The organism is Pseudomonas sp. H3_A02 (assembly GCF_054671965.1).
In genome coordinates, this window is record NZ_CP162807.1 from 907228 (window position 1) to 931608 (window position 24381).

Genomic DNA, 24381 nt, shown 5'->3' on the forward strand with positions numbered 1-24381 from the left:
CAAAGCTTGCTCGCGATGCGGACACCTCGGTTTTTGAGAGACCGCATCAACTTCATCGCGGGCAAGCCTTGCTCCCACATCGCTCTGTTCACCACAAAAAATATGCACCGCCTCCTAAAATGACTGGAACAACTGACATGACCAAACACCTCCTCACCCTGCCAGTCAAAGCACTGGCCCTGGCCCTCGGCCTGTTCAGCTCGGCGCTGTTTGCCGCCGACGCACCGTTGAAGATCGGCACCACCGCCGCGTTCGCCATTCCCCTGGAAGCAGCCGTCGAAGAAGCCGGCAAGCAAGGCCTGAAGGTCGAGCTGGTGGAGTTCAGCGACTGGATCGCGCCCAACGTCAGCCTGGCCTCGGGCGATATCGACGTGAACTACTTCCAGCACATCCCGTTCCTGGAAAATGCCAAGGCCGCCGCCGGGTTCGACCTGGTGCCGTTTGCGCCGGGGATCATCAACAACGTCGGTCTCTATTCGAAAAAATACAAAAGCTTCGACGAACTGCCCGAAGGCGCCAGCGTCGCCATTGCCAACGACCCGATCAACAGCGGTCGCGGCCTGCAACTGCTGGCCAAGGCCGGGCTGATCAGCCTCAAGCCGGGCGTCGGCTACAAGGCCACCGAAGATGACATCATCGCCAACCCGAAGCGGCTCAAGATCCTGCAAGTCGAAGCCGTGCAATTGGTGCGCGCCTATGAAGACGCCGACCTGGTGCAGGGATATCCGGCCTACATCCGCCTGGCCAAGACCTTCGATGCCAGTTCAGCCTTGCTGTTCGACGGCCTCGACCACAAGGAATACGTGATTCAGTTCGTGATCCAGCCTAAGAACCAGAACGACCCACGGCTGATCAAGTTCGTCGACATCTACCAACACTCACCCGCCGTGCGCGCCGCCTTGGACAAAGCCCACGGCAAGCTCTACCAAGCCGGCTGGGAAGGCTGACATGAACGCCGTCAACGCTCGACTCCGCCATGACGCCCCCGCGCCGCAAAGCGCCGACCAGACCGAACTGCACCCAGAGCTGAACCGCGCCCATGTGCGCTTCATCGGCCTGGGCAAGACCTACAACGGCAGCCAGGGCCCGGTGGCCGCGCTGCAAGGCATCGACCTGGCGATTCAGCGCGGCGAGGTGTTCGGCATCATCGGCCGCAGCGGCGCCGGAAAATCATCACTGATCCGCACCATCAACCGCCTCGAGCAACCCACCAGCGGCCGGGTGTTGATCGACCGGGTGGACATCGGCGAGTTCGATGAAGACCGCCTGGTGGAACTGCGCAGGCGTATCGGCATGATCTTCCAGCACTTCAACCTGATGTCGGCCAAGACCGTGTGGCAGAACGTTGAACTGCCCCTGAAAGTCGCCGGTGTGCCCAAGGAACAGCGCCAGCGCAAAGTCCGCGAGCTGCTGGAACTGGTGGGCCTGGATGGCAAGCACCAGGCCTATCCGGCGCAGCTTTCCGGCGGGCAGAAGCAACGGGTGGGGATTGCTCGGGCGCTGGTGCATGACCCGCAGATATTGTTGTGCGACGAGGCCACCTCGGCCCTGGATCCGGAGACCACCCAATCGATCCTCGGCCTGCTGCGCGAGATCAACCAGCGGCTGGGCCTGACCATCGTCTTGATCACCCATGAGATGGCGGTGATTCGCGAAGTCTGCGACCGGGTCGTGGTGCTCGAGCAGGGGCGAATCGTCGAGCAAGGACCGGTCTGGGAAGTCTTCGGCAACCCACAACACGAGGTCAGCCGGACGCTGCTGGCACCGTTGCAACACGCCATCCCGGAAGAACTGCAAAGTCGCTTGCAGGTACAGCCGGCGTCGGCGGATGCGGCGACGGTGCTGCGCCTGCAATTCACCGGCATAGAGCGTGAGGAACCGGATCTCGCCGCCTTGTTCAGCGCCCTCGGTGGGCGGGTGCGATTGCTGCACGGCGGCATCGAACGGATTCAGGGCCACGGGCTGGGGCAACTGCTACTGGCCGTGAGCGGCTCGTCGTGGGGCGCCGAGGAACTGCGTCAACGGGCGGGCAATTGGGCGCAACGGGTGGAGGTACTGGGTTATGTGGTTTGATCGGTTGTTGCAGGGTTTCATCGACACGTTCCTGATGGTCGGCGTGTCGTCGTTGATCGCGTTGCTGGCGGGCATACCGCTGGCGGTGATCCTGGTCACCAGCGGCAAGGGCGGGATCTATGAAGCGCCGACCTTGAACCGGGCCCTGGGCGCGTTCGTGAACCTGTTCCGCTCGATACCGTTCCTGATTCTGATGGTGGCGCTGATTCCGTTCACCCGGCTGATCGTCGGCACCACCTATGGCGTGTGGGCCGCGGTCGTACCGCTGACCATCGCCGCCACGCCGTTCTTCGCCCGTATCGCCGAAGTCAGCCTGCGGGAAGTCGACCATGGCTTGATCGAAGCGGCCCAGGCCATGGGTTGCCGACGTTGGCACATTGTCTGGCATGTGCTGCTGCCCGAAGCCCTGCCGGGCATCGTCGGCGGTTTCACCATCACCTTGGTGACCATGATCAACTCCTCGGCCATGGCCGGAGCGATCGGCGCCGGCGGCCTGGGCGACATCGCCTACCGCTATGGCTATCAGCGTTTCGACAGCCAGATCATGCTCACGGTGATCGTGTTACTGGTCGCGTTGGTCGCCGTGATCCAATTGGGGGGGGACCGCCTGGCGCGCGGCCTGAACAAACGCTGACCTATGGGAGCAGTTGACCTGTGGGAGCAGTTGACCTGTGGGAGCAGTTGACCTGTGGGAGCAAAGCTGGCTCGCGATAGCAGTATTCCATCCAACATGGATGCCAACTGGACGACTGCAATCGCGAGCCAGCTTTGCTCCCACAGGCAGATCAGCGGGCTTGCGGTATAGTCGGCTGACACTCCTCACCCAAGCCCCACACCCATGAAACACACCGCCGACGACCTGCACGCCATCACCGCCACGACCCTGAGCCATTACAACGCCGTGGCCGAGAGCTTTCGCGAAGGCACCCGCGACCACGATGTCAGCCAGAACATCGACGCCCTGCTGCGCCACATCCAGGGCCAGGCCCCACTGCACATCCTGGATTTCGGCTGCGGCCCGGGGCGCGACCTGCGTACATTCACGACCATGGGCCATGTCGCGGTCGGCCTCGACGGTTCAGCGGAATTCGCCCGGATGGCACGCCAGGACAGCGGCTGTGAAGTGTGGCAACAGGACTTCCTGGAACTCGACCTGCCGGCCGAGCGCTTTGACGGGATTTTCGCCAACGCGGTGCTGTTTCATGTCCCCGTCCAGGAACTGCCGCGGGTGCTCAAACAACTGCACACCACGCTCAAGCCCGGCGGCGTGCTGTTCAGCTCCAATCCTCGGGGCGAAAACCAGGAAGGCTGGAACGGCCAGCGCTTCGGCGCCTACCACGACCTCGCGGCCTGGCGCACGCTGCTTGGCGAAGCAGGCTTCGTGGAACTGGAGCATTACTATCGTCCGGCGGGACTGCCGCGAGAGCAGCAGCCTTGGTTGGCGAGTGTCTGGCGTAGACCTGCTTAGGATTTGAGGACGCCATCGCGAGCAAGCTCGCTCCCACATTGGAACTGCGGTGCTCACAGATTATGAGTTCACAACTGATCAAGTGTGGGAGCGAGCTTGCTCGCGATAGCGGTGCAACAATCAATGAAGCTCGATGGTTTGGCCTCATCGCCTGGAAGCTTCACTCCTGTTTTTTCAACCACTTCTGCGACAACTGCTCCAGCCTCCCGTCATCCTTGATACGCGTCAGGGCGTTGTCCAGGCTGGCCTTGAACGCCGGATTGCCCTTCTGGAACGGAATCACCAGGCTCGGCGGCGGGCCGCTCTTTTCTTCCGGCTGGAACGACTGCGCCATGACCAACGGACGCTGCGGCTCCTCCTTGCTCGCCAGCAGTTGTGCATCCGGACGGCTGTAAGCGGCACTGAGGTCGAAACGTTCGGCCAGTTCCGGGGTCATTGCTATGTGGTTGATGGCAACGTCGTACTTGCCGCTCTCCACACCGGGCAGCAGATCCGCGGCATCGGTGACCACAAAATCGGGGCGTACATCGAGTTCAGCCGCGAGCATTTCACCCAGTTCCACTTCGAAGCCGGTGAGTTTGCCGTCTTCCTTGAAGTTGAAGGGCGCGGTGTTGGCCTCGAGGGCGATGCGCAGTTCGCCACGGTCATTGATGTCATCGATCAGTTCGGCATGAGCCAGGGGGCTCAAAAGGGGTAGCAGGCAAATCAGGCCAGGCAGAAAGCGCATGGTCACTCCTTTGTATTTATACAAGCGACGCTCATTTCAGGCTCGCTTTGCTATGGTTGTTGCAGGCTTCGACAACGATTGGTCATGAAGTTGTGATGGCCAGGCGGATTTCATGGAAAAACTGGAGAAAAAAATGAAAAGCTTTATGTCTCGTGCCGCGTTGGCCGGTCTGTTATTGGGCGCTTCGATGCTGGCAAGCGCCGCGACACCGGCGCCCAAAGGTGCTGAAGTGTTCATCGTTTCCCCGGCAGACGGCGCCACCGTTGCCCAGGAATTCACGGTCAAGTTCGGCGTCAAGAACATCGCCCTGGCCCCGGCGGGCGATGTGACCAAGAACACTGGCCATCACCACTTGCTGATCGATGTCGACAAGCTGCCTGCCGCCGGCGCGCCGATTCCGACCGACGCCAACCACATGCACTTCGGCAAGGCGCAAACCCAGGCCGATATCAAACTGGCCCCGGGCAAGCACACCTTGCAATTGATCCTGGGCGACAGCGGCCACATGCCGTTCGACCCGTCGATCGTGTCCAAGAAAATCACGGTGAATGTGAAATAACGGCACTCACTGAAGAACCGCAAAACCCTGTGGGAGCGGGCTTGCTCGCGAAGGCGGTGTATCAGCCAGAAATACATAGACTGACACACCGCCTTCGCGAGCAAGCCCGCTCCCACAGGTTATGTGTACGACAGAAAAAACGGGAGCCCCTTGCGAGGCTCCCGTTTTTATTCGGCTAGTAGCTCGTTACTGCGCCTTAGAACAACACCCGGCAACGAATCGTGCCATTGATGTGCTGCAGCTTCTCTTGCGCCAGGTCCGAGTATTCGGCGTCGACGTCGATCACGACGTAGCCGACTTTCTCGTTGGTCTGCAGGAACTGACCGGAAATGTTGATGCCGTTTTCGGCGAAGACCTTGTTGATCTCGCTCATCACACCCGGGATGTTCTCGTGGATGTGCAACAGGCGGTGCTTGCCAGGGTGTGCCGGCAGGGCCACTTCCGGGAAGTTCACCGACGACACCGACGTACCGTTGTCGCTGTACTTGACCAGTTTCTCCGCCACTTCCAGGCCGATGTTGGCTTGGGCTTCAGCGGTGGAACCGCCGATGTGCGGGGTCAGGATCACGTTGTCCAGGCCACGCAGCGGGCTTTCGAAGATGTCGTCGTTGGAGCGAGGCTCCACCGGGAACACGTCGATGGCGGCGCCGATCAGGTGCTTGTCCTTGATCGCGTCGGCCAGGGCATCGAGCTTGACCACGGTGCCACGCGCGGCGTTGATCAGAATCCCGCCCTTCTTGATGGCACGGATTTCCTTCTCGCCGATCATCCACTGGGTGGCGGCGGTTTCCGGCACGTGCAGGGTCACGATGTCGGACATGCCCAGCAGCTCGTGCAAGTCGTTGACTTGGGTGGCGTTGCCCAAGGGCAGCTTGGTCACGGTGTCGTAGAAGTACACTTGCATGCCCAGGCCTTCAGCCAGGACCGACAACTGCGTGCCGATCGAGCCGTAGCCGACGATACCCAGCTTCTTGCCACGGATTTCGAAGGAGTTGGCCGCGCTCTTGATCCAGCCGCCACGGTGGCAGGAAGCGTTCTTCTCAGGGATGCCGCGCAGCAACAGGATCGCTTCGGCCAGCACCAGCTCGGCAACGGAACGGGTGTTGGAGTACGGCGCGTTGAACACTGCGATACCGCGCTCGCGCGCCGCGTTGAGGTCAACCTGGTTGGTGCCGATGCAGAAGCAGCCGACCGCCACCAGCTTCTTGGCGTGGTCGAAGATCTCTTCGGTCAGTTGAGTACGGGAGCGAATACCGATGAAGTGAGCATCGGCGATCTTTTCCTTGAGCTGGGCTTCCGGCAGAGAACTGGTGATGTACTCGATGCTGGTGTAGCCCGCCGACTTGAGGACGTCGACAGCCGATTGGTGGACGCCTTCGAGAAGAAGGAACTTGATCTTGCTCTTATCGAGAGAAGTCTTGCTCATCTGCGTAAACCTGTGTCCCGGAGAAAAATGGCAGGGAATCGGACAGCGCATGCTGGCCCGACCGGCGTGACAGCCGTCGCCGCAGAACAGCCGTTGGGCACTACGCTGCGGGGTCGGTATGCTAGCATACGCACCCCGCAAACACTCATTCCTGCGACGTGAAGCGTTCTCAGGATGACCATGAATTGTTCGAGAGTTCTGTCGATGACCCATCCTGCCGTGATAGATGAGCTGAAGACCCTGGTTGAGCCTGGCAAGGTCTTGACCGATGCCGACTCCCTGAACGCTTACGGCAAGGATTGGACCAAACATTTCGCCCCGGCGCCCTCGGCCATTGTCTTTCCCAAGACCACCGAACAGGTCCAGGCCATCGTGCGCTGGGCCAATGCGCACAAGATCGCGCTGGTGCCATCGGGCGGGCGCACCGGGTTGTCCGCCGCCGCTGTGGCCGCCAACGGCGAAGTGGTGGTTTCATTCGACTACATGAACCAGATTCTCGACGTGAACCTCACCGACCGCACTGCCGTGTGCCAGCCGGGCGTGGTCACCGAACAGCTACAGAACAAGGCTGAAGAACATGGCCTGTACTACCCGGTTGACTTCGCTTCGGCCGGTTCCAGCCAGATTGGCGGCAATATCGGCACCAATGCCGGCGGAATCAAGGTCATTCGCTACGGCATGACCCGCAACTGGGTGGCGGGCATGAAGGTCGTCACCGGCAAGGGTGACCTGCTGGAGCTGAACAAGGACCTGATCAAGAACGCCACCGGCTACGACTTGCGGCAGCTGTTCATCGGCGCCGAAGGCACCCTGGGCTTCGTGGTCGAGGCCACCATGCGCTTGGACCGTGCGCCGAAAAACCTCACCGCCATGGTGCTCGGCACCCCGGATTTCGATTCGATCATGCCGGTGCTGCACGCCTTCCAAGGCAAACTGGACCTGACCGCCTTCGAATTCTTCTCCGACAAGGCCCTGGCCAAGGTCCTCGGTCGTGGCGACGTACCGGCACCGTTCGAAACCGACTGCCCGTTCTACGCCCTGCTGGAATTCGAAGCCACCACCGAAGAAGTCGCCAACCAGGCCTTGGAAACCTTCGAGCACTGCGTGGAACAAGGCTGGGTGCTGGACGGCGTGATGAGCCAGAGCGACACTCAGCTGCAAAACCTGTGGAAGCTGCGCGAGTACATCTCAGAAACCATCTCCCACTGGACGCCGTACAAGAACGACATCTCGGTGACCGTCTCCAAGGTTCCAGCTTTCTTGCAGGAAATCGACGCGATCGTCGGCGAACACTACCCGGACTTCGAAATCGTCTGGTTCGGTCACATCGGCGACGGCAACCTGCACCTGAACATCCTCAAGCCGGAAAACCTGAGCAAGGATGAGTTCTTCGCCAAGTGCGCCACCGTGAACAAATGGGTCTTCGAAACCGTCGAGAAGTACAACGGCTCGATTTCCGCCGAACACGGCGTGGGCATGACCAAGCGCGACTACCTGACCTATAGTCGCTCGCCCGTGGAAATTGAATACATGAAAGCCGTGAAGGCCGTCTTCGACCCGAACGGCATCATGAACCCGGGCAAGATTTTCGCGATTTGACGCCTAAAACACCTGATGCCCCCCAAAAGCAGGAGTCGGTAATGAGCTATCAGCACCAGTATGTCGACGGTACACGTATTCATTTTCCACTAGGGAAAGTGGTGTGTATTGGCCGTAACTACGCCGAACATGCAAAGGAACTGGACAACCCGGTGCCCACCGAACCTTTGCTGTTCATCAAGCCGGGCAGTTGCGTGGTGCCGCTGGAAGGCGGTTTCAGCATTCCAGCCGACCGTGGCTCAGTGCACTACGAGGCAGAAATCGCCGTGCTGATCGGCAAGCCATTGTCCACCAAGCCCAGCGTTGAAGAAGTACTGGACGCGATCTCCGGCTTCGCCCCAGCCCTGGACCTGACCCTGCGGGACAAACAGGCCGAGCTCAAGGGCAAGGGCCTGCCATGGGAAGTGGCCAAGTCCTTCGACGGCGCGGCGGTGATCGCTCCATTTGTCTCGAAAGATACCTTTGCCGACCTGACCGACATCCCCGTGCGCCTGACCATCAACGGTGAAGTGCGCCAGGACGGCAACAGCAGCCTGATGCTCAACCCCATCGTGCCGATGATCCAATACATGGCCGGTTGCTTCTCGCTGCAGGCCGGCGACGTGATCCTCACCGGCACTCCGGCGGGCGTCGGGCCGCTGAATGCGGGCGATGAACTGGTCCTGGAACTGCCAGGGGCGAGCCGCTTCGAAAGCAGCGTTCGCTAACAGCTACACCTATGCCCCCCTGTGGGAGCGAGCTTGCTCGCGATAGCGGCATGTCAGCCAACCTCAATGTTGGAAGTGATGACCTCATCGCGAGCAAGCTCGCTCCCACAGGTGTATAGGGCGCCTATCCGATCATTTACCGTTTTTTTCACATGCCATCCGGATAATTCCAGGGAATGCGGCATCTGAGCCAGCCACTCCCTAGCCGAACTTTTTCTGGAACGCATTCCCCGATGGCCAAAACCCAAGCACTGCCTGCCACCAAACCTGCCCGCCGCTCGCGCTTCGCCCTGCCCTGGTATGCCTGGTCGCTGCTGGCGGTGGCCGCCGCCTATGGCCTGGCGTTTGCGATGCATTGGGACGACCGTGGCCTGCTTTGGCTCTCGGAACACTTCCAGAGCCCGGCCCAGCGCCAGGAAAGCATTTGGTTGCCGAACTACCGCGCCGTGATCGACGCCAAGCCGCTACCGGGCATGGAGAAGGACGAGGCGTCCGATGTGACCTACAACCCGCAGACCAAGACCCTGTTCGCAGTCATGGGCAAGAAGCCGTTCCTGGCGGAACTGACCCTGCAAGGCGACGTGCTGCGCAAGATGCCCTTGATGGGTTGGAGCAATCCCGAGGGCGTGGCTTATATGGAGAACGGCCTACTGGCCATCACCGACGAGCGAAGTCACACCCTGACCATCGTCCACGTCGATGCCGATACCCGCGAACTGAACAATGCCGACTTCCCCCACTATGATCTCGGCCCATCCAAGAACCAGAACAAAGGGTTCGAAGGGATCGCCTGGGACCCGCGCAACCAGCAGTTGATACTCGGCGAAGAACGCCCACCGGCACTGTTTACCTGGAAAAGCGACGGCAGCCAACAGCTCAAGGGCGACAAGCAGATCCATGTCAGCAATGAATTGGACCTGCGCAACCTCTCGGCCTTGGCGATCGACCCGCGCACCGGCCATACACTGGTGCTTTCGGCCGACTCCCACCTGCTGCTGGAACTGGACGAAAAGGGCGAGCAGGTCAGCTTCATGACCTTGCTGGGCGGCTTCAACGGCCTGAAAGACACGATCCCTCGCGCCGAAGGCGTCACCATTGATGAGGCCGGCAACCTGTACGTGGTCAGCGAGCCGAACCTGTTCTATCGTTTCGAAAAACAGCGCTGACAGCACTAACTCTGTAGGATAAGTCCTCCTTCGTTGTAGGGTGTGGCACACAGCCATTAAGTTTCAGTTCAGGCAGCCGTGGTATTTCCACCCACCTGTTCTTATCCGAGCCCACCCCAACATGCGTCGACTCGCCCGCCCCAAGCCCTTGATCCTGATACTGCTGACGCTGGTGCTGATCCTCCTGATCGCCGCCGGCCAGCACCTGCGCTTGTTCGAGCGCGCCTGGTTCAACCTCAACACCTATTGGAAACCCACCAGCGAAGAGACCATCGCCCTGGACCAATACCGGGTCACGGTGGAGGCTCAAGTGATCAACGGTCTGGACGATGACGTTTCAGCACTGACGTTCGATCCGATCCGCAAGAGCCTGTTCACCGTCACCAATAAAAATGCCGAACTGATCGAATTGTCGTTGGACGGCAAGATTTTGCGGCGCATCGCCCTGATCGGTTTTGGCGATCCTGAGGCGGTGGAATTCATCAGCGAAGACACTTACGTCATCACTGACGAGCGCCAGCAGCGCCTGATCAAGATTCACCTGGAAGACGACACCCAATTCCTCGACGCCGCCGACGCCGAGCAGATGACACTTGGCGTGCACATGAGCGGCAACAAGGGGTTCGAAGGACTGGCGTACGACTCGGTGGGCAAACGCCTGTTCGTGGCGAAAGAGCGCGACCCGATGCTGATTTATGAAGTGCATGGCTTTCCCCATCACAATCCGGAAAAGTCCTACGCGGTCCATGTGATCAACAACCCCAAGCGAGATGCCGGGCTGTTCGTGCGCGACCTTTCAAGCCTGCAATACGACGAGCGCAGCGGTCATTTGCTGGCACTGTCCGATGAGTCACGGTTGATTATCGAGCTGGATATCGACGGCCGACCGTTGAGCACGCTGTCGTTGAGCAAGGGCGGCCAGGGCCTGCAAAAAACCGTGCCCCAGGCCGAAGGCCTCGCCATGGACGACGATGGCAACCTGTACCTGGTGAGCGAGCCGAATCTGTTCTATGTGTTCAAGAAACCGCAGCCTTGATGCACCACAAACCTAATGTGGGAGCGAGCTTGCTCGCTCCCACAGGGTTGGGTGTTGAATCAATAACTGATTGCCCGACCTATTCAGCCCGCAGGGTCTTCACCCCTTCAGCAGTCCCCAGCAACAGCACATCCGCCGGACGGGCAGCGAACAAACCATTAGTGACCACGCCAACGATGGCGTTGATCTGGCTTTCCAGTTCTACCGGGTTGGTGATCTGCAGGTTATGCACGTCCAGGATGATATTGCCGTTGTCGGTCAGCACGCCTTCGCGATACACCGGGTCGCCGCCCAGCTTCACCAGTTGCCGGGCCACGTGGCTGCGGGCCATGGGAATGACTTCCACCGGCAATGGGAACGCGCCGAGCACGGGCACCAGTTTGCTGGCGTCGGCGATGCAGATGAAGGTCTTGGCCACCGCCGCGACGATCTTCTCGCGGGTCAGGGCCGCGCCGCCGCCCTTGATCAGGTTCAGGTGCTCGTCGCTTTCGTCGGCGCCGTCGATGTAGAACTCCAGGTCGCTGACGGTGTTGAGCTCGTACACCGGGATCCCGTGGCCCTTGAGCCGCGCGGCGGTCGCTTCGGAGCTGGCGACGGCGCCGTCGAACGCGCCCTTGTGTTGCGCCAGCGCATCGATGAAGCAATTGGCCGTGGAGCCGGTGCCGACCCCGACGACGCTCTTGTCATCCAGTTTCGGAAGGATGAGGTCGACGGCGGCCTGGGCCACGGCCTGTTTGAGTTGATCCTGGGTCATGCGGGCTCCGAAGGTGCCGAGAGGGAACGAAAGGCCGGCATTATAGGCGCCGAAAGGGTCCCGGTCATTGCCTGAATAGCACCGATCCAGTGTGGCAAGGGAGCTTGCTCCCGCTCGGCTGCGAAGCAGGCGTGATTGATCTCTCCCGTATATCGATGGGGGACCGCTTCGCGATCCAGCGGGAGCAAGCTCCCTCGCCACAGGGGTTCGGTGCCCTCAAACCACTTAAATCGTGTGGTCGCCCAGCCAAAAGCCGGGTTAGACTCCTTGGCCCTGCCCAACCCGCTCAGTGATGCTTTCCGATGCTTGAACAGTACGTCAAAAAGATCCTCACCTCGCGCGTTTACGACGTTGCCGTAGAAACCCCGCTGCAGACCGCTCGCCAGCTCTCCGAGCGGCTGGGCAACAGCATTTTGCTCAAGCGTGAAGACTTGCAGCCGGTGTTCTCGTTCAAGATTCGCGGGGCCTACAACAAGCTGACCCAGCTCAGCGACGAAGAGCGCGCCCGCGGCGTGGTCACGGCTTCGGCGGGCAACCACGCCCAAGGCCTGGCCCTGGCGGCCAAGGTGTTGGGGGTCAAGGCCACCATCGTGATGCCCAAGACCACCCCGGAAATCAAGGTCGAAGGCGTGCGCTCGCGCGGCGGCAAAGTGGTGCTGCACGGCGACTCGTTCCCCGAAGCCCTGGCCTATTCGCTGAAACTGGTGGACGAAAAGGGCTACGTCTACATCCACCCCTATGACGATCCCCACACCATTGCCGGGCAGGGCACGGTGGCGATGGAGATCCTGCGCCAGCACCCCGGGCGCCTGGATGCGATTTTCGTCCCGGTGGGCGGTGGCGGGCTGATCGCCGGGATCGCGGCCTACGTGAAATACCTGCGCCCGGACATCAAGATTATCGGCGTCGAACCAGACGACTCCAATTGCCTGCAAGCGGCCATGGCTGCGGGCGAGCGCGTGGTGCTGCCGACCGTGGGGCTGTTCGCCGACGGCGTTGCCGTGGCGCAGATCGGCCAGCACACCTTTGATATCTGCAAGCACCACGTGGACGAAGTGATCACCGTCAGCACCGACGAGATCTGCGCCGCCATCAAGGATATCTACGACGATACCCGCTCGATCACCGAACCTGCCGGCGCCTTGGGCGTGGCTGGGATCAAAAAGTATGTAGAGTCGCGGGGCGTCAGCGGCCAGACCCTGGTGGCCATCGACTCTGGCGCCAACGTCAACTTCGACCGCTTGCGCCACGTGGCCGAACGCGCCGAACTGGGCGAGGGCCGCGAAGCGATCATCGCCGTGACCATCCCTGAGAAGCCAGGCAGCTTCAAGGCGTTCTGCGAAGCCGTCGGCAAGCGCCAGATCACCGAATTCAACTATCGCTACAACACCGGCAGCGAAGCGCACATTTTCGTCGGCGTGCAGACCCACCCGGAAAACGACCCGCGCAGCGCGCTGATCGCCAGCCTCACCGAACAAGGCTTCCCGGTGCTGGACCTGACCGACAACGAACTGGCCAAGTTGCACATCCGCCACATGGTCGGCGGGCATGCGGCCCATGTCATCGACGAAGTGGTGCTGCGCTTCGAATTCCCGGAACGCCCGGGCGCGCTGTTCAACTTCCTCAACAAGCTGGGTGGGCGCTGGAACATCTCGATGTTCCACTACCGCAACCATGGCGCGGCGGACGGCCGCGTGGTCGCGGGGCTGCAAGTGCCTCACGATGAACGCCACCTGGTTCCCGCCGCCCTGGAAGAAATCGGCTATCCGTACTGGGATGAGAGTGACAACCCGGCGTATCAGCTGTTCCTGGGATGAACCCCATAGTCGCGCCCCGTGGCGAGGGGATTTATCCCCGTTGGGCTGCGTAGCAGCCCCAAAAAGGCTGAATGAGGTCTGCCTGAAACACCACAGGGCCAGGCTTCAGGGCCGCCTCGCCACAGGGGCTAAGCTGTAGCGCAAGTCATAAGGAAATCGAACAATGGAAACGTTAACCACGCTGAAAATCGCTCACGTCGTCGCCACGGTGTTGCTGTTGGCAGGCGCCCTGGGGCTGGCCATCTGGGTCTGGCGCACGCGCCGCAATGGCGATGCCACGGCGGCCGCACGCACGCTGCAACGTCCGCGGCTGTTCATCTGGCTGGTGATGATCCTGGCACTGGCGAGCCTGCCCTTCACCGGCTGGTGGATGGTTCATCAAGTCGGCTGGCCGCTGGGCCAGACCTGGCTGCTGGCTTCCAGCGTGCTCTACACCTTGGCGGCGCTGGCGGGGTTCTGGCTGGTGGTGCGGCTGAACAAACTGCGCAAGGCGCCAGCGGTGGGCGCCGGGAAGTTTACGTTTGCCTTGGCGCTGTTCAGTGTTGTCTGCTTTATCGCCATTGCGGGGTTGATGGGGGCCAAGCCGGTTTAATACACAGTCTGTGGGAGCAAGGCTTGCCCGCGATTGGCTTTACGCGATGCGAAGGTACGTATGCCAATCGCGAGCAAGCTTTGCTCCCACAGTCAATTGCGCAACGAAATCACCGGCCAACCACGCCTCTGGGCCTCGGCCCGAAGGTTCGGATCCGGATCCACCGCCACCGGATGCGTCACCACCTCCAGCAACGGCAAGTCGTTCATCGAGTCGCTATAGAAATAGCTGCCGTCGAGGGAATACCCGGTTTCTTCCAGCCAACGGTTCAAGCGAGTCACCTTGCCCTCGCGAAAACACGGAATATCGATGCTGCGCCCGCTGTAGCGCCCGTCGACCATCTCGCACTCGGTGGCAATCAGGGTCTCCACACCCAGGCGCTCGGCAATCGGCGCGGTGACGAAGCGGTTGGTGGCGGTAATGATCACCAGCTTGTCACCGGCGTCACGGTGTTTTTTCAGCAGTTCGATGGCCTGGGGCAATACGATCGGCTCGATGCAGTCGCGCATGTAATCCAAGTGCCACTGGGCCAGCACGTGCATTTCGGTACGGCCGAGGATTTCCAGGCAAAAATTCAGGTACTCGGCGTTGTCGAGCTTGCCGGCCAGGTAATCCTGGTAGAACGCGTCGTTACGCGCTTTATAGGTAACAGCATCCAGGAAACCGCGCTCGCACAGGTAATCGCCCCACGCGTGGTCGCTGTCGCCGCCCAGCAATGTGTTGTCCAAGTCGAATAAAGCCAGCCGCATTGCAGTTACTCGCTGAAAAATCTGAAGAAAGGCGTCCAGAATACGGACTTTTCACAAGAGTGCACATAAGCTAGGGGCGCTCGTTGCTGCTTTCACAACCTTTGTGGAACAATGCGGCGACATGCGTTTGCGAGGTTGTTGCCGTGATCGATCCCGATGGTTTCCGTCCCAATGTGGGGATCATTCTTACGAATGATGCTGGGCAGGTGCTATGGGCTCGCCGTATCAATCAAGACGCCTGGCAGTTTCCCCAGGGTGGGATCAACCCCCAGGAGACGCCGGAAGAGGCCTTGTACCGCGAGTTGAATGAAGAAGTGGGGCTTGAGCGAGAAGATGTCGAAATACTCGCCTGCACCCGAGGCTGGTTGCGCTATCGTTTGCCGCAACGCCTGGTCAGGACGCACAGCCAACCGCTGTGCATTGGCCAGAAGCAGAAATGGTTTCTCCTGCGCCTGATCTCCAACGAGCAGCGGGTGCGGATGGATTTGACCGGTAAACCGGAGTTCGATGGCTGGCGCTGGGTCAGCTATTGGTATCCGTTGGGCCAGGTGGTGACATTCAAGCGCGAAGTGTATCGACGCGCTCTCAAAGAGCTTGCCCCGCGCCTGCTGACGCGCGACTGACGACGGAGTTCGACCCCGAGCCATGCTCAATACGCTGCGCAAGATCGTCCAGGAAGTTAACTCCGCCAAGGATCTCAAGGCGGCGTTGGGGATTATTGTATTGCGCGTCAAAGAGGCCATGGGCAGCCAGGTCTGCTCGGTCTACCTGCTGGACCCCGAGACCAACCGTTTCGTGCTGATGGCCACCGAGGGCTTGAACAAGCGCTCGATCGGCAAGGTCAGCATGGCTCCCAATGAAGGCCTGGTCGGCCTGGTCGGCACGCGCGAAGAACCCCTGAACCTCGAAAACGCCGCGGATCACCCGCGCTACCGCTACTTTGCCGAAACGGGTGAAGAACGCTACGCCTCGTTCCTTGGCGCACCGATCATCCACCACCGCCGCGTCGTCGGCGTGTTGGTCATCCAGCAAAAAGAACGCCGCCAGTTCGACGAAGGTGAAGAAGCCTTCCTCGTGACCATGAGCGCGCAACTGGCGGGGGTGATCGCCCACGCCGAGGCCACCGGCTCGATCAGTGGCCTGGGTCGCCAGGGCAAGGGCATCCAGGAAGCCAAGTTCGTCGGTGTGCCGGGTTCGCCGGGCGCGGCGGTGGGCACGGCGGTGGTCATGTTGCCGCCCGCCGACCTCGATGTGGTGCCGGACAAGACCATCACCGACATCAATGCCGAGCTGGGCTTGTTCAAGACCGCCATCGAAGGCGTGCGGGCTGACATGCGGGCCCTGTCGGCCAAGCTGGCGACGCAGCTGCGCCCCGAAGAGCGCGCGCTGTTCGACGTTTACCTGATGATGCTCGACGATGCCTCCCTGGGCAGCGAAGTGACCACTGTCATCAAGACCGGCCAGTGGGCCCAGGGCGCGCTGCGTCAGGTGGTGACCGACCACGTCAACCGCTTCGAACTGATGGACGACGCCTACCTGCGCGAGCGCGCCTCGGACGTCAAGGACCTCGGCCGCCGCTTGCTGGCGTACTTGCAGCAGGAGCGCCAGCAGACCCTGGTCTACCCCGACAACACCATCCTGGTCAGCGAAGAACTGACCCCGGCCATGCTCGGCGAAGTGCCCGAAGGCAAGCTGGCGGGGCTGGTCTCGGTATTGGGCTCGGGCAACTCTCACGTGGCGATCCTGGCCCGGGCCATGGGCATCCCGACGGTGATGGGCCTGGTGGACCTGCCGTACTCCAAGGTCGACGGCATCCAGATGATCGTCGATGGCTACCACGGCGAGGTCTACACCAACCCCAGCGACGTGCTGCGCAAGCAGTTTGCCGATGTGGTGGAGGAAGAAAAACAACTGTCCCTGGGCCTGGATGCGCTGCGGGACCTGCCGTGCATAACCCTCGACGGCCACCGCATGCCGCTGTGGGTCAACACAGGCCTGCTGGCCGACGTCGCTCGGGCGCAGAAGCGTGGTGCCGAGGGTGTGGGCCTGTACCGCACCGAAGTGCCGTTCATGATCAACCAGCGCTTCCCCAGCGAAAAGGAACAGCTGGCGATCTACCGCGAACAACTGGCCGCGTTCCACCCGCAACCGGTGACCATGCGCAGCCTGGACATCGGCGGCGACAAGTCCCTGTCCTACTTCCCGATCAAGGAAGACAACCCGTTCCTCGGCTGGCGCGGCATCCGCGTGACGCTTGACCACCCGGAAATCTTCCTGGTCCAGGCCCGCGCCATGCTCAAGGCCAGCGAGGGCCTGAACAACCTGCGCATCCTGTTGCCGATGATCTCCGGCACCCATGAACTGGAAGAAGCCCTGCACCTGATCCACCGGGCCTGGGGCGAAGTCCGCGACGAAGGCACCGACGTGCCGATGCCGCCGGTGGGGGTGATGATCGAGATTCCGGCGGCGGTGTACCAGACCAAGGAACTGGCCCGGCAGGTGGACTTCCTGTCGGTGGGTTCCAACGACCTGACCCAGTACCTGCTGGCGGTGGACCGTAACAACCCACGGGTTGCCGATCTGTACGATTACCTGCACCCAGCGGTGCTGCAAGCTTTGCAGAACGTGGTGCGTGATGCCCATGCCGAAGGCAAGCCGGTGAGCATCTGCGGCGAAATGGCCGGCGACCCGGCCGCGGCAGTGCTGTTGATGGCGATGGGATTCGACAGCCTGTCGATGAACGCCACCAACCTGCCGAAAGTGAAGTGGATGCTGCGCCAGATCAACCTCAGCAAGGCCCAGGAGTTGCTGGCCGAGGTGATGACCATCGACAACCCGCAGGTGATCCACAGCTCCCTGCAACTGGCGCTGAAGAACCTTGGGTTGGCGCGGATGATCAATCCGGCTTCGAACAAGACGCTCTGAACCTGCGGCGCCCCAATCGCGAGCAAGCTCGCTCCCACAGTGGATCTGCGGTGAACACATATTTTGTGAACAACCGAGATCCCCTGTGGGAGCGAGCTTGCTCGCGATTGGGCCAGACCTGATACCACAAAAGCTAGATCCTGATCTCCACCTCCCCCAAATGCCCCCCATGCGGCCCGAAACTGCGCTCGACCATCTGCCGCGTCCCATCGGCATGGACAATCAACGCCGTACTCGCCCGTGTTCCATAAGCCGGGCTGGCAATGAACACACTCGATAGCAGCATCTCGGTCGCCAGGCCCACCCCCGTGTCCGGCAGTTCCGCCACCGGCGCGGGTTGTGGGTCGTTCAGCAGCGCCAACAAGGCCTCAGGCTGCGGATCGTCCAGCACCTCGCCCAGGGCCGCCCGAGCCTTGAGCAATTTGGGCCATGGCATGTTCAGCCCAGCGTTCGACACACCATAGACCCCTTCGGCCAGCCGCTGGGGCTGGGTATCGCGGGCGTTGTGGTGCCACAGCTCAGTGCCATCGCCGAGCAGCAGGTTGAAGCCACCGTACTCGCCGGCGCGGGGCACGACTTCGCTGAGGTAATCGGCAATCGACAGGTTCCCGGTCAGAAACCGCGCCACCAGCTCACCGCGCGACTTGAAGGCCGGCACCTGGCCCGGGTCGCGGATGTTGGTCAACGCGGCAAAGCGGCCCTCGGCGCCAACGCCGAGCCAGGTGCCGCCGGCCTCCAGGTCACGACCGGCATGGACATGGGGCGCGTCAGGCCATTGGGCCAGGGGCAAGGTCGGCCGAGCGTAGAACTCGTCGCGGTTGGCCGCCACGATCAGTGGCTGGGCGTGGCCGGGTCGCCAGGCAAATATGATCAGGCACATCAGGTAGTCCCGTTAGTAATGCCAATCCGCTGAAAGAATAAAGCCAGACAGTTTTTGTGGGAGGCACTGTGTGGGAGCAAAGCTTGCTCGCGAAACAGGCGCCTCGATTTCTGAAAGACCGTAGCGCCGCCATCGCGGGCAAGCCTTGCTCCCACAAAGCGGGGCGACATTTCGCTAAATCCCCTCGCCACAAGGTTTCGTGCCAAATGCTGTGATCACTCTACCCACACATCGCCCCCACATCCATCGCCTTCACTAGAGCCCAAGCCCCTCGATCCGTTACCATGCCGCTCTTATTTCGGGGATGGCGGGGAGAGGCTGGTGGAATTTGTGCTCTATCTGCTACTCGGCGCCTGCGCCGGCGTGCTGGCCGGGTTGTTCGGCGTGGGTGGCGGGATGATCATCGTCCCGGTGCTGGTGTTCAGTTTCACACTGCAGGGTTTCGATCCGCAGGTGTTGACGCACCTGGCCGTCGGCACGTCCCTGGCGTCGATCATCTTCACCTCGGTCAATGCCGTGCGCGAGCATCAGCGCAAAGGCGCGGTGCGCTGGCCGATATTCGCCTGGATGACCGTCGGCATCCTGATCGGTGCCGGTTTCGGCGCCGTCACCGCCGAAGCGATCTCCGGCCCGCACCTGCAAAAGATCATTGGTGTATTCGCCATGATCGTCTCCGTGCAACTGGCCCTGGATTTCAAGCCCAAGGCCAGCCGCACCGTACCGGGCAAGGCCGGGCTGACCGTGGCCGGCACGGTGATCGGCTGGGCCTCGGCGATTTTCGGCATTGGCGGCGGCTCGCTGACCGTGCCATTCCTGACCTGGCGCAGCGTGCCGATGCAGCAAGCGGTCGCGACCTCGTCGGCCTGCGGTTTGCCGATTGCCCTGGCCAGTGCACTCAGTTTCATGATTCTGGGCTGGCACGATCCGCTGCTGCCGGCCCATAGTCTCGGTTTTGTGTATTTGCCGGCGCTGCTGGGCATCGCCTTGACCAGCATGGTCTTCGCCCGTTTCGGCGCGCGGCTGGCCCATCGCCTGTCACCGCGCTTGCTCAAGCGGTTGTTTGCCGCCCTGCTATTCTGCGTGGGCTTGAGTTTTCTGTTCTGACGCAATCCTGGCTTAATCCTGAGGTGGCAGCGTCGCCCGGGTATTTTTGACGTTTACGAGGAATATCAATGCTGCCTTACCCGCAGATCGATCCGGTAGCCCTGGCCATCGGCCCGCTGAAAATCCACTGGTACGGCCTGATGTACCTGATCGGCATCGGCGGCGCCTGGTTGCTGGCGTCGCGCCGGCTCAACCGCTTCGACCCGACCTGGAACAAGGAAAAACTTTCCGACCTGGTGTTCTGGCTGTCCATGGGCGTGATCGTCGGCGGGCGCCTGGGCTATGTGCTGTTCTACGACCTGAGCGCCTATGTGGCCAACCCGACGCTGATCTTCGAAGTCTGGAAGGGCGGCATGTCGTTCCATGGTGGGTTCATCGGCGTGATGCTGGCGGCGTTGTGGTTCGGCAAGCGCAACAACAAGTCGTTTTTCGAGCTGATGGACTTCGTCGCGCCAATGGTGCCGATCGGCCTGGGCGCAGGTCGCATCGGCAATTTCATCAATGCCGAGTTGTGGGGCAAGCCGACCGACGTGCCGTGGGCGATGATCTTCCCGCCGTTCAGCGACCCCGCGCAGTTGCCGCGCCACCCGTCGCAGCTTTATCAGTTCGCCCTCGAAGGCGTGGCACTGTTCCTGATCCTCTGGCTGTTCTCGCGCAAGCCGCGGCCAACCATGGCGGTGTCGGGCATGTTCGCGCTGTTCTATGGCATCTTCCGTTTCATCGTTGAATTCGTCCGCGTCCCGGACGCCCAGCTCGGCTATCTGGCGTGGAACTGGCTGACCATGGGCCAGGTGCTGTGCCTGCCGATGATCATCGGTGGCCTGGCGCTGATCTGGCTGGCCTATCATCGCGCGCCGGCCGCGGCGGCCAAGGTTTAAAATTCGAACCCCGGGGCGCAGGCCCCGGATTCAAGGACACAGGTAACCCATGAAGCAATATCTCGATCTGGTGGCGCACGTCATCAAGAACGGCACCAAGCAAGCCAACCGCACCGGTGTGAACACCATCAGCTTCCCCGGCGCCATGCTGCGCTATGACTTGAAGGATGGTTTCCCGGCCATCACCACCCGCAAGATGGCCTTCAAATCGGCCATCGGCGAGATGTGCGGTTTCCTGCGTGGCGTGAACAACGCCGCCGAATTCCGTGCCCTGGGCTGCAAGGTCTGGGACCAGAACGCCAACGAAAACGCCCAGTGGCTGGCCAACCCGTTCCGCCAGGGCGAAGACGACCTGGGCGAGATCTACGGCGTGCAATGGCGCAAATGGCCGGCCTACAAACAGATCCCCCTGAGCAACCCGGCGGCCATCGAGCAGACGCTGGCCCAGGGTTACCGGCAGATCGCCGAAGGCGAAGAAAACGGCCAGGCCTACGTGGTGCTGTACAAGGCCATCGACCAGGTTCGCCAGTGCATCGACACCATCATCAAGGACCCGGGCAGCCGGCGCATCCTGTTCCACGGCTGGAACTGCGCCCAGCTCGATGAGATGGCCCTGCCGCCGTGCCATCTGCTCTACCAGTTCCACCCGAATGTCGAGACCAAGGAAATTTCCCTGACCCTCTACATCCGCTCCAACGACCTGGGCCTGGGCACGCCGTTCAACCTCACCGAAGGCGCCGCGCTGCTGAGCCTGATCGGACGCCTGACCGGCTACACGCCGCGCTGGTTCACCTATTTCATCGGTGATGCCCATGTCTACGAAAACCACTTGGACATGCTCAACGAACAGCTCACCCGCGAGCCGTTCCCGATGCCCAAGCTGGTGATTTCCGAACGTGTGCCGGAGTTCACCAAGACCGGTGTGTACCAGCCCGAGTGGCTGGAGTTGGTAGAGCCGAGCGACTTTTCCCTAGAAGGCTACCAGCACCATGCGCCGATGACCGCGCCGATGGCGGTCTGAGCCACACCACCTCTCCCCTGTGGGAGCGAGCTTGCTCGCGATAGCGTCCTCACATTCAATACTTATGTGACTGACCCACCGCTATCGCGAGCAAGCTCGCTCCCACATTGGATCTGCATGTGCTCCAAGATCGGCTCAATGCCCATGACTACGCCCCACATGCGAATGCTCCACCTCCGCCGCCACCGCCCCGCTCACCTCCAACCGCTGCAAGATCCCGCATTGATCCAAATCCGGCCCTTCGCCACAGCGATGGCGCAGGTCGATCAGTTGCGTCTGCAGGGCCAGCAGGCCATCGATGCGGGCCTTGACGTGCTGGATGTGTTCGTCGATCAGCGCATTGACGCTTTCGCACTGGTCCTGGGGGCTGTCGCGCAGGGCCAGGAGGCTGCGGATTTCTTCCAGGGTCATGTCCAGGGTGCGGCAGTTGCGGATGAACGTCAGCCGCTCGGCATGGGCCTGGGTGTAGACGCGGTAGTTGCCGTCGCTGCGGGCCGGCTCCGGCAGCAGGCCTTCGCGCTCGTAATAGCGGATGGTTTCGACCTGGCAGTCGGTGATTTTCGCCAGTTCTCCGATCTTCATGATACGGCCTCCCAAATAGGTGCTTGACCCTATAGTGGCTACAGGGTCTTTACTGCGCAACAGGCACTTTTCACGGACGTCACCCGATGAGCGATTCCCTTCACATCCACAAACCCGACCACGGCCATGACCACGGGCATTCCTGCTGCGCCTCGAAAGCGGCGCCGGCGGTGGTCAACCTCGGCAAGACGCCGACGGACGGTACGCGGCTGAGCAGTTTCCGCATCGAAGCCATGGACTGCCCCACCGAACAGACGCTGATCCAGAACAAGCTCGGCAAGCTCGAAGGCGTGCAGCGACTGGAGTTCAACCTGATTAACCGCGTGCTGGGCGTGACCCACGATTTGCCCAGCGACGCGTCGATCATCCAGGCCATCGAGTCCTTAGGCATGCAAGCCGACCCGCTGACTCCGGGCCAGAAATCAGAAACCAACGACCTGCCCGCCCCGGTCAAGCCCTGGTGGCCGTTGGCGCTGTCCGGTGTGACGGCCCTGGGCGCCGAGGTGATCCATTTCACCAATGCCGCGCCAAACTGGGTGGTTGCGCTGGTGGCGTTGGTGTCGATCCTCAGCGGCGGCTTGGGCACGTACAAGAAGGGTTGGATCGCCCTGAAGAACCGCAACCTGAACATCAATGCGCTGATGAGCATCGCCGTGACCGGTGCCGTACTGATCGGCCAATGGCCCGAGGCGGCGATGGTGATGTTCCTGTTCACCGTGGCCGAGCTGATCGAAGCCAAATCCCTCGACCGCGCGCGCAACGCCATCAGCGGCCTGATGCAGATGGCCCCGGAACAGGCCACCGTGCAGCAGGCCGATGGCACCTGGCAGGTCCAAGAGGTCAAGGCCATTGCCCTCGGCGTGCGGGTGCGGCTGCGTCCGGGCGAGCGCGTCGGCCTGGACGGTGAGGTGGTCGCCGGCCGCTCGACCGTCGACCAGGCGCCAATTACCGGCGAAAGCCTGCCGGTGGAAAAAACCATCGGCGACAAGGTGTTCGCCGGCACCATCAACCAGGCCGGTGAACTGGAATATCGGGTGACGGCGGCGGCCGATAACTCAACCCTGGCGCGCATCATCCACGCCGTGGAACAGGCCCAGGGCGCCCGGGCGCCAACCCAGCGCTTCGTCGACCGCTTCTCGACGATCTATACCCCGGCGGTGTTTGCTCTGGCCCTGGCGGTAGCGGTCATTCCGCCGCTGTTCATGGGCGCGCTGTGGTTCGACTGGATCTACCGGGCGCTGGTGCTGCTGGTGGTCGCCTGCCCGTGCGCACTGGTGATTTCCACCCCCGTGACCATCGTCAGCGGCCTTGCCGCCGCAGCGCGCAAAGGTATCCTGGTCAAGGGTGGCGTGTACCTGGAGGGCGGCTACAAGCTCGACTACCTGGCCTTGGACAAGACCGGCACGATCACCCACGGCAAACCGGTGCAAACCGACTACGTGGCCCTGGACCCGACTGTGGAAAGCACCGCTCCGGCCCTGGCCGCCAGCCTCGCCGCCCGTTCCGACCATCCCGTGTCCCGGGCGATTGCCAACGCGGCTGTGGATAAGCAACTGGCCCCGCAGGTTGTGGATAACTTCGAGGCGCTTGCCGGGCGCGGCGTGCGCGGCGACATCGGCGGCCAGACCTATCACTTGGGTAACCACCGCCTGGTGGAAGACCTCGGCCTGTGCTCCCCCGAACTGGAAGAGAAACTCTTCGCCCTGGAAAAACAAGGCAAGTCGGTGGTGCTGCTGCTCGACGCTACAGGCCCCTTAGCGCTGTTTGCCGTGGCCGACACCGTGAAGGACTCCAGCCGCGAAGCCATCCGGCAACTGCATGACCTGGGCATCAAGACCCTGATGCTCACCGGCGACAACGCCTACACCGCCGACGCGATTGCCGCGCAGGTGGGCATGGATCAGGCGCGGGGCGACTTGTTGCCGGAAGACAAGCTGCAAGCCATCGAAGCCTTGTACGCCCAGGGTCACCGCGTCGGCATGGTCGGCGACGGCATCAACGACGCCCCGGCCCTGGCCCGTTCGCAAATCGGTTTCGCCATGGCGGCGGCCGGCACCGACACGGCCATCGAGACCGCCGACGTCGCGCTGATGGACGATGACCTGCGCAAGATCCCAGCGTTCATTCGCCTGTCTCGGCAGACATCCAGCATCCTCAAGCAGAATATTGCCCTGGCGTTGGTGATCAAGGCGATTTTCCTTGGGGTCACCTTCGCCGGGCTTGCCACCATGTGGATGGCGGTGTTTGCCGACATGGGGGTGAGCTTGCTGGTGGTGTTCAATGGGTTGCGGTTGTTGCGCAAGTAAAAGGCCAGGGTA

General features: G+C 61.7%; 23 protein-coding genes. 17 read left to right on the top strand and 6 right to left on the bottom strand.

Annotation, left to right across the window (positions count from 1 at the left end; translation table 11 throughout):
• Window positions 1–137 precede the first annotated feature (137 nt).
• The 4 genes from AB4N80_RS03865 to AB4N80_RS03880 all read left to right on the top strand — a co-directional run bounded on the left by AB4N80_RS03865 (window position 138) and on the right by AB4N80_RS03880 (window position 3541).
• Window positions 138–947: a MetQ/NlpA family ABC transporter substrate-binding protein gene (locus tag AB4N80_RS03865; RefSeq protein ID WP_122565171.1), complete on the top strand. Its 810-nt coding sequence runs from the start codon at window positions 138–140 to the stop codon at window positions 945–947.
• A gap of 1 nt (window position 948) precedes the next feature.
• A complete protein-coding gene (locus AB4N80_RS03870; protein ID WP_122565170.1) occupies window positions 949–2073 on the top strand; it encodes a methionine ABC transporter ATP-binding protein in 1125 nt (374 codons plus the stop codon).
• Window positions 2063–2707, top strand: coding sequence for a methionine ABC transporter permease (locus AB4N80_RS03875; RefSeq protein WP_122565169.1), 645 nt, complete (start codon window positions 2063–2065; stop codon window positions 2705–2707). The genes AB4N80_RS03870 and AB4N80_RS03875 overlap by 11 nt, the downstream gene beginning before the upstream one ends.
• Window positions 2708–2911: 204 nt before the next feature.
• Window positions 2912–3541 carry a class I SAM-dependent methyltransferase gene (locus AB4N80_RS03880; RefSeq protein WP_460080770.1) on the top strand — a complete coding sequence of 210 codons (630 nt, stop codon included), beginning with the start codon at window positions 2912–2914 and terminating at the stop codon, window positions 3539–3541.
• A 160-nt stretch (window positions 3542–3701) separates the two neighbouring features.
• Here the strand turns inward: AB4N80_RS03880 and AB4N80_RS03885 are convergent, their stop codons facing one another.
• On the bottom strand, window positions 3702–4268 hold the full coding sequence (locus AB4N80_RS03885) for a transporter substrate-binding domain-containing protein (protein WP_122565166.1): 567 nt from the start codon (window positions 4266–4268) through the stop codon (window positions 3702–3704).
• A gap of 133 nt (window positions 4269–4401) precedes the next feature.
• On the opposite strand from AB4N80_RS03885, the gene AB4N80_RS03890 reads away from it, so the two are divergent.
• A complete protein-coding gene (locus tag AB4N80_RS03890) occupies window positions 4402–4827 on the top strand; it encodes a DUF4399 domain-containing protein (protein ID WP_305469193.1) in 426 nt (141 codons plus the stop codon).
• 196 nt (window positions 4828–5023) lie between these two features.
• Here the strand turns inward: AB4N80_RS03890 and serA are convergent, their stop codons facing one another.
• Complete coding sequence (gene serA / locus AB4N80_RS03895; protein WP_122565165.1) at window positions 5024–6253, bottom strand: phosphoglycerate dehydrogenase; 1230 nt, start codon at window positions 6251–6253, stop codon at window positions 5024–5026.
• Window positions 6254–6457: 204 nt separating this feature from the next.
• Here serA and AB4N80_RS03900 point away from each other — a divergent pair, with 204 nt between their 5' ends.
• The 4 genes from AB4N80_RS03900 to AB4N80_RS03915 all read left to right on the top strand — a co-directional run bounded on the left by AB4N80_RS03900 (window position 6458) and on the right by AB4N80_RS03915 (window position 10761).
• Entirely contained in the window at window positions 6458–7852 is a 1395-nt protein-coding gene (locus tag AB4N80_RS03900; RefSeq protein WP_122565164.1) for an FAD-binding oxidoreductase, read from the top strand.
• Between the two features lie 41 nt (window positions 7853–7893).
• Window positions 7894–8559 (top strand): fumarylacetoacetate hydrolase family protein, encoded by a 666-nt coding sequence (locus tag AB4N80_RS03905; protein ID WP_122565163.1) that lies wholly within the window; start codon window positions 7894–7896, stop codon window positions 8557–8559.
• Window positions 8560–8792: 233 nt separating this feature from the next.
• Window positions 8793–9725, top strand: a complete 933-nt coding sequence (locus AB4N80_RS03910; RefSeq protein WP_122565162.1) for an SdiA-regulated domain-containing protein — start codon at window positions 8793–8795, stop codon at window positions 9723–9725.
• Window positions 9726–9846: 121 nt separating this feature from the next.
• On the top strand, window positions 9847–10761 hold the full coding sequence (locus AB4N80_RS03915; RefSeq protein WP_305491501.1) for an SdiA-regulated domain-containing protein: 915 nt from the start codon (window positions 9847–9849) through the stop codon (window positions 10759–10761).
• Between the two features lie 79 nt (window positions 10762–10840).
• Here the strand turns inward: AB4N80_RS03915 and rpiA are convergent, their stop codons facing one another.
• Entirely contained in the window at window positions 10841–11515 is a 675-nt protein-coding gene (gene rpiA, locus AB4N80_RS03920) for a ribose-5-phosphate isomerase RpiA (RefSeq protein ID WP_122565160.1), read from the bottom strand.
• A 302-nt stretch (window positions 11516–11817) separates the two neighbouring features.
• Between rpiA and ilvA the strand changes: the two genes are divergently transcribed.
• The gene (ilvA, locus tag AB4N80_RS03925) at window positions 11818–13332 is read left to right on the top strand and encodes a threonine ammonia-lyase, biosynthetic (protein ID WP_122565159.1); all 1515 of its coding nucleotides are present in this window, start codon (window positions 11818–11820) and stop codon (window positions 13330–13332) included.
• Window positions 13333–13495: 163 nt separating this feature from the next.
• Complete coding sequence (locus AB4N80_RS03930) at window positions 13496–13924, top strand: DUF2269 family protein (protein ID WP_122565158.1); 429 nt, start codon at window positions 13496–13498, stop codon at window positions 13922–13924.
• Between the two features lie 92 nt (window positions 13925–14016).
• On the opposite strand, the gene AB4N80_RS03935 is transcribed toward AB4N80_RS03930, so the two are convergent.
• Window positions 14017–14673, bottom strand: a complete 657-nt coding sequence (locus AB4N80_RS03935; protein WP_460080779.1) for a histidinol-phosphatase — start codon at window positions 14671–14673, stop codon at window positions 14017–14019.
• 143 nt (window positions 14674–14816) lie between these two features.
• Between AB4N80_RS03935 and AB4N80_RS03940 the strand changes: the two genes are divergently transcribed.
• Together AB4N80_RS03940 and ptsP are read left to right on the top strand one after the other, a co-directional pair.
• On the top strand, window positions 14817–15296 hold the full coding sequence (locus tag AB4N80_RS03940; protein WP_003186867.1) for an RNA pyrophosphohydrolase: 480 nt from the start codon (window positions 14817–14819) through the stop codon (window positions 15294–15296).
• A 22-nt stretch (window positions 15297–15318) separates the two neighbouring features.
• On the top strand, window positions 15319–17598 hold the full coding sequence (ptsP, locus tag AB4N80_RS03945) for a phosphoenolpyruvate--protein phosphotransferase (RefSeq protein ID WP_122565156.1): 2280 nt from the start codon (window positions 15319–15321) through the stop codon (window positions 17596–17598).
• Between the two features lie 133 nt (window positions 17599–17731).
• Here the strand turns inward: ptsP and AB4N80_RS03950 are convergent, their stop codons facing one another.
• Window positions 17732–18478 (bottom strand): NRDE family protein, encoded by a 747-nt coding sequence (locus AB4N80_RS03950; protein WP_460080781.1) that lies wholly within the window; start codon window positions 18476–18478, stop codon window positions 17732–17734.
• A gap of 321 nt (window positions 18479–18799) precedes the next feature.
• On the opposite strand from AB4N80_RS03950, the gene AB4N80_RS03955 reads away from it, so the two are divergent.
• From AB4N80_RS03955 to AB4N80_RS03965, 3 genes are all read left to right on the top strand, one after another.
• The gene (locus AB4N80_RS03955) at window positions 18800–19582 is read left to right on the top strand and encodes a sulfite exporter TauE/SafE family protein (protein WP_122565154.1); all 783 of its coding nucleotides are present in this window, start codon (window positions 18800–18802) and stop codon (window positions 19580–19582) included.
• Window positions 19583–19650: 68 nt separating this feature from the next.
• Window positions 19651–20460, top strand: coding sequence for a prolipoprotein diacylglyceryl transferase (gene lgt, locus AB4N80_RS03960; protein WP_046065244.1), 810 nt, complete (start codon window positions 19651–19653; stop codon window positions 20458–20460).
• 49 nt (window positions 20461–20509) lie between these two features.
• Window positions 20510–21481: a thymidylate synthase gene (locus tag AB4N80_RS03965; RefSeq protein WP_460080785.1), complete on the top strand. Its 972-nt coding sequence runs from the start codon at window positions 20510–20512 to the stop codon at window positions 21479–21481.
• Window positions 21482–21616: 135 nt separating this feature from the next.
• On the opposite strand, the gene cadR is transcribed toward AB4N80_RS03965, so the two are convergent.
• A complete protein-coding gene (gene cadR, locus AB4N80_RS03970) occupies window positions 21617–22063 on the bottom strand; it encodes a Cd(II)/Pb(II)-responsive transcriptional regulator (protein WP_122565152.1) in 447 nt (148 codons plus the stop codon).
• A gap of 86 nt (window positions 22064–22149) precedes the next feature.
• Between cadR and AB4N80_RS03975 the strand changes: the two genes are divergently transcribed.
• On the top strand, window positions 22150–24369 hold the full coding sequence (locus AB4N80_RS03975; RefSeq protein WP_460080789.1) for a heavy metal translocating P-type ATPase: 2220 nt from the start codon (window positions 22150–22152) through the stop codon (window positions 24367–24369).
• Window positions 24370–24381 lie beyond the last annotated feature (12 nt).

Excerpts from the sequence above, each read along its gene's own strand:
- AB4N80_RS03865 (WP_122565171.1), top strand. The coding sequence starts at position 138 with ATGACCAAACACCTCCTCACCCTGCCAGTCAAAGCACTGGCCCTGGCC.
- AB4N80_RS03870 (WP_122565170.1), top strand. The coding sequence starts at position 949 with ATGAACGCCGTCAACGCTCGACTCCGCCATGACGCCCCCGCGCCGCAA.
- AB4N80_RS03875 (WP_122565169.1), top strand. The coding sequence starts at position 2,063 with ATGTGGTTTGATCGGTTGTTGCAGGGTTTCATCGACACGTTCCTGATG.
- AB4N80_RS03880 (WP_460080770.1), top strand. The coding sequence starts at position 2,912 with ATGAAACACACCGCCGACGACCTGCACGCCATCACCGCCACGACCCTG.
- AB4N80_RS03885 (WP_122565166.1), bottom strand. The coding sequence starts at position 4,268 with ATGCGCTTTCTGCCTGGCCTGATTTGCCTGCTACCCCTTTTGAGCCCC.
- AB4N80_RS03890 (WP_305469193.1), top strand. The coding sequence starts at position 4,402 with ATGAAAAGCTTTATGTCTCGTGCCGCGTTGGCCGGTCTGTTATTGGGC.
- serA (WP_122565165.1), bottom strand. The coding sequence starts at position 6,253 with ATGAGCAAGACTTCTCTCGATAAGAGCAAGATCAAGTTCCTTCTTCTC.
- AB4N80_RS03900 (WP_122565164.1), top strand. The coding sequence starts at position 6,458 with ATGACCCATCCTGCCGTGATAGATGAGCTGAAGACCCTGGTTGAGCCT.
- AB4N80_RS03905 (WP_122565163.1), top strand. The coding sequence starts at position 7,894 with ATGAGCTATCAGCACCAGTATGTCGACGGTACACGTATTCATTTTCCA.
- AB4N80_RS03910 (WP_122565162.1), top strand. The coding sequence starts at position 8,793 with ATGGCCAAAACCCAAGCACTGCCTGCCACCAAACCTGCCCGCCGCTCG.
- AB4N80_RS03915 (WP_305491501.1), top strand. The coding sequence starts at position 9,847 with ATGCGTCGACTCGCCCGCCCCAAGCCCTTGATCCTGATACTGCTGACG.
- rpiA (WP_122565160.1), bottom strand. The coding sequence starts at position 11,515 with ATGACCCAGGATCAACTCAAACAGGCCGTGGCCCAGGCCGCCGTCGAC.
- ilvA (WP_122565159.1), top strand. The coding sequence starts at position 11,818 with ATGCTTGAACAGTACGTCAAAAAGATCCTCACCTCGCGCGTTTACGAC.
- AB4N80_RS03930 (WP_122565158.1), top strand. The coding sequence starts at position 13,496 with ATGGAAACGTTAACCACGCTGAAAATCGCTCACGTCGTCGCCACGGTG.
- AB4N80_RS03935 (WP_460080779.1), bottom strand. The coding sequence starts at position 14,673 with ATGCGGCTGGCTTTATTCGACTTGGACAACACATTGCTGGGCGGCGAC.
- ptsP (WP_122565156.1), top strand. The coding sequence starts at position 15,319 with ATGCTCAATACGCTGCGCAAGATCGTCCAGGAAGTTAACTCCGCCAAG.
- AB4N80_RS03950 (WP_460080781.1), bottom strand. The coding sequence starts at position 18,478 with ATGTGCCTGATCATATTTGCCTGGCGACCCGGCCACGCCCAGCCACTG.
- lgt (WP_046065244.1), top strand. The coding sequence starts at position 19,651 with ATGCTGCCTTACCCGCAGATCGATCCGGTAGCCCTGGCCATCGGCCCG.
- AB4N80_RS03965 (WP_460080785.1), top strand. The coding sequence starts at position 20,510 with ATGAAGCAATATCTCGATCTGGTGGCGCACGTCATCAAGAACGGCACC.
- cadR (WP_122565152.1), bottom strand. The coding sequence starts at position 22,063 with ATGAAGATCGGAGAACTGGCGAAAATCACCGACTGCCAGGTCGAAACC.
- AB4N80_RS03975 (WP_460080789.1), top strand. The coding sequence starts at position 22,150 with ATGAGCGATTCCCTTCACATCCACAAACCCGACCACGGCCATGACCAC.